Raw genomic sequence first — 6156 nt, 5'->3', positions numbered from 1 at the left:
ACGCCCAGCGCTACCTGACGCTGCCGCCCTCGTGCCCGGAAGACACGTTGGCCAGGTAATACGCCACCGCGCGAATGTCGTCGCCGGATAACCTCGCGACCGCGGCATGCATCGCACCAGCCGGATCGGCACGATTCCCGGTCTTGATGGCCGTGATCTGCTTCACGAGATCCGCCTCGTCGTGATTCGCAAGGCGCGGCGCACGCTCCGCCGCCGCAGTCACTGCCGCCGAGGCGTGCGTCGGCGCGATACCCGCCAGATAATGCGCGACGGCCCGGATGTCCTCGCCCGACAACGCCGCGGCCACCCCATTCATCGCGCCCGTCTCGTCATGCCGCCTGCCCGCGCGGAACGCGACGAGCTGGTCGGCCAGATAGGACTCGCCCTGCCCCGCGAGGCGTGGCGCGCGTTCGTTGCCCGTCAGGCCTGCACCGTGACAGGCGACACAGCTCCTCGCCTGCACCACCGCCATGCCGCGCGCCGCGAGCACCGCGTCGACCCGGATCTTCTCGTTCTGGACCGGCGCCTGCCGCGCGAAATACGCGGCCAGCAGCTTCATCTGTTGCTCGTCCATGCCGCGCGCAAGCGGCCCCATGGTCGGGTCCGGCCGGCGGTCGCTGGCGAACGCGCGCAACTGGGCCTCGATGTAGGCCGCCGGCTGGCCGGACAACGCCGGGTACCCGCCGTTACCGGACTGCCCACGCGGGCCGTGACAGATAAAACACGTCTCCTGCGGCTGCGGCCACGGGCCGGCATCGGCCTTGAGCGCATCGACTTCGCGATCCAGCGCTTTTCCGAAACGGTAATAGCCGTACAGATCCCGCCCGAACAGCACGCCGGCCGCCGACACCGCAGCCACCACGACCACACCGATGATCCATGCTCGCTTCACTCAAGCCTCCTTCGTCCGATGCGCGAGCGCACCCAATACCTGCAGCGCGGCGCGATGCCCCGAACGCACAGCGCCATCCATCGCGCCGGCCCAGATGTCGGCCGTCTCCGTTCCGGACCAGATCAGCCGACCGACCGGCGGGTGCAAATACTCGCCCCATTTCGTCCAGAAACCCGGCGGAATCGGATGAATGCAGGTCAGCGACCACGGATCCACCTTGCCCCAGTCGTAATCGTGGAACTGCGTCGGGCGCAGTGCCTTGTCGCCGAGCGCCTGCGCGTAGATCGCGGAAAGCGTCTGCTCCGCCACCTTCGCGTCGCTCGCGAGCGCGCCCGGTGCGATGAAGCCGTTGATCACGCCGATCGACCCGTCCGGCGGCGAGTTGTCATAGGCCCACAGCAGCGGGCTGTTGACCGGGATGACCTGCCCGTTGCACCCGTCGTCCCGCCAGAACGGCCGGTCGTAGACGTGCACGGTCTTGCGCATCGGCGCATACGCGGGCCACCGGCGCTGCAACTGCGCGCGGCCGTCCGGCAGCGGCGGATCGAACACGACCTGGTTGCACAGCGCCGGATTCAACGCGACGATCACGCGGCGCGCGCGCACCACACCCTGGTCGGTGACGAGCTCGACCACGTCGCGATTCCAGCCGGCAATCTTGCGCACCGGGCAGGACAGCTTCACCCGTTCGCCGAGTTCATTCGCCATCCTGATGCTCAGCACCTGCGAGCCGCCGACGAAACGCGATTCCTGTGCTCCACCCTTGATCGACTCGAGCTGGTCGTAATCGCTGTTCGCGCTGTTGATCGTCGCCAGGTAGTGCAGCAAGCCGAGCTGCGCTGGCGCCGTGCCGAGCGACAACCGGGCCGCCAGGCTGAACGAGAATTTCTCCTCGTTGGTCAGGCCTTGCTGCGCGAGCCACGCACCCAGCGACATTGCGTCGAGCGCGGCCGCATTCGGCGCCTTCCACGGTGCCGCCGACGGCACGTGCTTCGCCAGCGCGTTGAGCCGCGCCGCGATCACCGGGTTGCCGCCCACCGTGCCCTGCGTGTCCTGGGCCACCCGCGCACCGTCCGCGAGGAACACCGTCTTGCCGGCGTAGTAGGTATCGAAGGTATCGACCTTCAGCTCGCGCGCCAGATCGACGATCGCCGTCTGGCCGGGACCGAACCATTGGCCGCCGGCTTCGGAGATTCGTCCACCACCGAGATCGTGGTTGTAGGTGCGCCCACCGACGCGATCGCGCGCCTCGAGCACGACGAACGATTCACATCCGGCACGCTTCAGGTCGCGCGCGGCAGTCAGCCCCGCGAGCCCCGCGCCGATGATCGCGACGTCGAGCACGCCGTCGTTTCCGGTGACTGCGTTGGCCGCATGCGCGAACGTCACTTCGCCGGCCGCGAGCGACGCAGCGCCCACCGCCGCGAGGCGCAACACGTTGCGCCGGGTCTGTACATCCGGCCTGGGTTTGCGATTCATTTTTCTATTCCTTCCATCCTCGTCAGTTGTCCTTGCACCGGCGCGCCGCGATGGCGTGCGGTCATGCCGTCGGCTCGCCGCACGGGCTGCCTGCGAACACCCGCGTCACCGCCGCGTCGATCCAGGCGTCGGTCAGGTGCCACCGTCCGCTCGCGCCGTCGGGCAACACGTCGTCGCCCAGCCCGGTCAGGCCGAGCGTCAGCAACTCGATCGGCAACGGCAACCGCCCGTCGGCAGGCTCCGCAAGCCCGGAGGCGCGCGCCGCCACCCGATCCCGCCGCTCGTTCAGAAATGCAGCGAACCGCACGCGGAACGACGGGGCGTGCACGGAAAGCAGTGCCGCTTCCATCCACATCACGCACGCGTCAGGCTGGCGATAGCGCTGCCTGAAGTACGCGTGCAGCGCACGCTCCGTCACCTCGCGGTCATTCCGCGCTTCGACGATGCGCATCAGTTCACGCTCGACGTCTTCGTGATCGCGCGTCAGCAGTTCGAGCAGCACGACCGTCTTGTCGCGGAAATTCGAATAGAACGCGCCGCGCGTATAGCCCGCCTCGACGGCGATGCGCTCGATGCTCGCCGCCGCATAACCGCTTTCGGCGAAGATCGTGCGTGCGGCTTGCAGCAGACGCTCCCGTGTCTCGCCATCGCCTTTCTTTCCACGCGGAAGCGTCGGCCTCACCGCATGCGTCGACCGATCCTCATTCATGTCAGGATTCCTATTCGAATGAGGTAAATTCATGCCACCGGAGAACGCGTGCAGCCCCGGCCATTTCGACATGCCGTGTCCGTTCCAGCGCGCAGTAGGCGTAATAGATCGCGACCGCGAAGTATGACCACGTCAGCAACGCCAGCACGGGAAAGCTGAATACGGCACCGTGCGCATTGCCGGGCATCTTGTACAGATCGTCGACGTACGCGACGATCAGCGACAGCACGAGCGCCAGCGTCGTGGTCACCGCATGCCACGCTTCCCCGGCGCGCAGCAGCCGCACGACGAAATAGACCAGATAAAGCGCCAGCAACGCCCACATCGCGACATAGAAATACGGCAGGACGATATCGACGAATTCGAGCGTCATCAGCGCCATCGTTCCCACCGCGGCAATCCCGAACAACGTGACGACCTGCTGGGCCATCGGCCTGTATTCGTGCGTGACGGCCATCATGCCGGCAGCCGCCATCACCGGGATGCCGAACCCTCTCGTGAACATGTCCAGGAAATGTGCGACACCGGACGCGCACGACCAGCCCGTCGCCATGAAAACCAGTGCATTGACGGAGGACGCCGTCACGACCCACCAGGCGACGCCGAGCAGCGGGTTGCGCCTCCGGACGAATTTCAGGCCGTAGGTGCCCGTCGCCCATGCCAGCAAGGCGACGGACAACCCGATGTCAGGAGATCTGAAATCCATCATGAAACTTCCCGTACCGATGCGGTTCGATGCGTCATTGCTTTCCCGGATCGACGTTCGCCCGACTCGATTGCGCGCGCCCATCGGTGTGCTCGTGTTTCCCGTTCGTATCGGCAGCGACACCGCAACCTTCGTCGAACCTCGCCCCTTCCATCGAACACCGTCGGATCAAGCGAATCGGGATACCTCAAAATATAGAAAATGCTGACTACTGTAGGTCATGATACATAACAACTAGCCATAAAAAAAAGCAGGGTATTCCCCTGCCTCGAAAACGCCCGGGCCGCTTGAAATCATCGGGGAAACATCCACCCAACCGATGGGCAACACGCCTGTCGGCCCGTCCCGCGCGGCTACGCCAGCATCGCCATTTTTCCAACGCACGCCGAACCATCGTGTCATTCGATCGCCAATTTCGTGCGGTAATATTGCGATTCGATGGAATGAATAGCAGGATCCCAAGCGGACACCATGAATGAAGAACCCATACCGTCCCGCACACATCGCGCTGTTCGGCCGCTGTCTCCGTCGGACGGGAACGTTCCCGTCGATACCCGCCCGGCCTTTTCCGGTCTCGAGCGACATCTCACCTCCGGCACACCTGCCGCGGGAAACCTCGACGCACCGACGCACGCCTTTTACCCACCCCTATCACGCCTTTCCCCTGACGCTACGGCAATCCAACCGCACAACCGTCCCGTCGCGAATCGACGCAACGCCACGCTTGGGAGCACGAAATGAAACTCGGAGGGCTGGGCCGCAAGATTGCGGTGTCGATGGCGGAGCTGGCGCTCGGCATCATGCTGGTCGTCGTGCTGATGGTCTATGGGTTCTACTACGTGATGCTCCGGAACTGGAGCGAGGTGTGTTACCAGTCGGGCTGGCTTCCGTCGAACACCGAGTGGGTATGGCTGAGCGCCACGCTCCTGATCGGCCTGATACTCGCCATTGTCGTGTCGACCCGGCTCGCGCATCGCATTCTGGTGCCGCTCAACTCGGTCGCGGACAGCATTCGCCGCGTCGCCAAGGGCGACCTGACCGCACGCGCCGTCGCCGGCGATCGATCGATTCGCGAAGCCGCGCTGATCGCGGACGACTTCAACGCGCTCGCGGCCCAGCTGCAGCGCATGACGGACGAACAGGCATTCTGGAATGCCGCGATCGCGCACGAACTGCGTACGCCGGTCACGGTCCTGCGCGGGCGGTTGCAAGGGCTGGCGGAAGGCGTGTTCCAGCCGGGCGAGGCGCTGTTCCGAAGCCTGTTGATTCAGGCGGAAGGACTGACGCGCCTGATCGAGGATCTCCGCGTGATCAGCCTCGCCGAGAGCGGGCACCTGAGCGTCAGCATCCAGAAGACCGATCTGGCGACACACGTCAAGGCGGTCGTCGAGATGTTCGAGGATTCGCTGGCCGCGGCCGGTCAGCACATGGTGCTCGATCTCGATACGCGCCCCGTACATAGCGACCCGTTCCGGATGCGCCAGGCGCTGCTCGCGCTGCTGGAGAATGCGCGGCGCTATGCGGTACCCGGCGCGATACGCATTCGCACGCGCGTCGAAAACGGTGCGTGTCATTTGCAGGTCGAAGACGAGGGGCCGGGCATTCCGGCCGATTGCGCGGCCCAGATTTTCGATGCGTTCAGGCGCGTGGACGATACGCATTCCAGCCAGAAAGGCGGCAGCGGCCTGGGGCTGGCCGTGGTCGCGGCCATTGCGCAGGCTCACGACGGAGAGGCATCGTGCCGCCCGACAGCGTCCGGCGGTACCGTGTTCGAGTTGCGCTGGCCCGACAGCCCCGCATCGCCGCGCATCGCGACACCGAACCGGAAGGACGTGGCGCCCGCCACGCAGCGCACCGTGGATACCGATCCGCGCTGAACCGCTCGGCAAGCGGCCGACGCACGCCGTGCGCCGGCCTGCCGCCCTGCACCGTCTCGCACACGCCCGCCACTGCTGAACGAGCGTTGCGCGTGCCCCGGTCGGCACGCCCGCCGTCTACGCGGAAGCGATCCTCGCAATAACGGCACCCGGAACGCAAGGCCGGCGATGCCGATGGCCTGCACGGCCACCGTCATTTCATCAGATGATTGCGGCGTTCCAGGATTCCCGCGCCGCGCCGCCCGCTTCCAGATACCGCGAGGTCGCCCCGCCACCCGCGATCTTCGGGCTCCGCCCGCGTCCGGACCGCCCTCCCGTCAGTCTTTCGCCCCCTCCATCAAACCTCCATCTTTCCGCACAAAAAACTCCATCGGGCGCACGCACACTTCGATCCGAAAATGCGGGCCACTGGGTGCCTGCGTCCCATGGAGTCCACATGAAAAATCAGAAACGAGCCTGCTACGGCGCCGTGTGCGCGCTGGTGGCGGCGATG

Annotated in this window: 5 protein-coding genes; 1 reads left to right on the top strand and 4 read right to left on the bottom strand. The window is 65.8% G+C overall.

Annotated features, from left to right (window positions below):
• Window positions 1–10 precede the first annotated feature (10 nt).
• The 4 genes from JYJ84_RS26045 to JYJ84_RS26030 form a co-directional block, all read right to left on the bottom strand.
• Window positions 11–850, bottom strand: coding sequence for a cytochrome c (locus tag JYJ84_RS26045; protein ID WP_374102131.1), 840 nt, complete (start codon window positions 848–850; stop codon window positions 11–13).
• Window positions 851–892: 42 nt separating this feature from the next.
• Window positions 893–2371, bottom strand: a complete 1479-nt coding sequence (locus tag JYJ84_RS26040; protein WP_122950416.1) for an FAD-dependent oxidoreductase — start codon at window positions 2369–2371, stop codon at window positions 893–895.
• A 61-nt stretch (window positions 2372–2432) separates the two neighbouring features.
• A complete protein-coding gene (locus JYJ84_RS26035; protein ID WP_164462921.1) occupies window positions 2433–3080 on the bottom strand; it encodes a TetR/AcrR family transcriptional regulator in 648 nt (215 codons plus the stop codon).
• A gap of 10 nt (window positions 3081–3090) precedes the next feature.
• Window positions 3091–3786 carry a hypothetical protein gene (locus JYJ84_RS26030; RefSeq protein ID WP_374102132.1) on the bottom strand — a complete coding sequence of 232 codons (696 nt, stop codon included), beginning with the start codon at window positions 3784–3786 and terminating at the stop codon, window positions 3091–3093.
• 737 nt (window positions 3787–4523) lie between these two features.
• On the opposite strand from JYJ84_RS26030, the gene JYJ84_RS26025 reads away from it, so the two are divergent.
• On the top strand, window positions 4524–5663 hold the full coding sequence (locus JYJ84_RS26025) for an ATP-binding protein (protein WP_122950415.1): 1140 nt from the start codon (window positions 4524–4526) through the stop codon (window positions 5661–5663).
• The last annotated feature ends 493 nt before the right edge of the window (window positions 5664–6156 follow it).

Source organism: Burkholderia sp. LMG 13014, from assembly GCF_905232215.1.
GTDB lineage: Bacteria > Pseudomonadota > Gammaproteobacteria > Burkholderiales > Burkholderiaceae > Burkholderia.
Note: the sequence above shows the minus strand (reverse complement) of the source record. Positions and strands in the feature narration are given on the sequence as shown.

Excerpts from the sequence above, each read along its gene's own strand:
- JYJ84_RS26030 (WP_374102132.1), bottom strand. The coding sequence starts at position 3,786 with ATGGATTTCAGATCTCCTGACATCGGGTTGTCCGTCGCCTTGCTGGCA.
- JYJ84_RS26040 (WP_122950416.1), bottom strand. The coding sequence starts at position 2,371 with ATGAATCGCAAACCCAGGCCGGATGTACAGACCCGGCGCAACGTGTTG.
- JYJ84_RS26035 (WP_164462921.1), bottom strand. The coding sequence starts at position 3,080 with ATGAATGAGGATCGGTCGACGCATGCGGTGAGGCCGACGCTTCCGCGT.
- JYJ84_RS26025 (WP_122950415.1), top strand. The coding sequence starts at position 4,524 with ATGAAACTCGGAGGGCTGGGCCGCAAGATTGCGGTGTCGATGGCGGAG.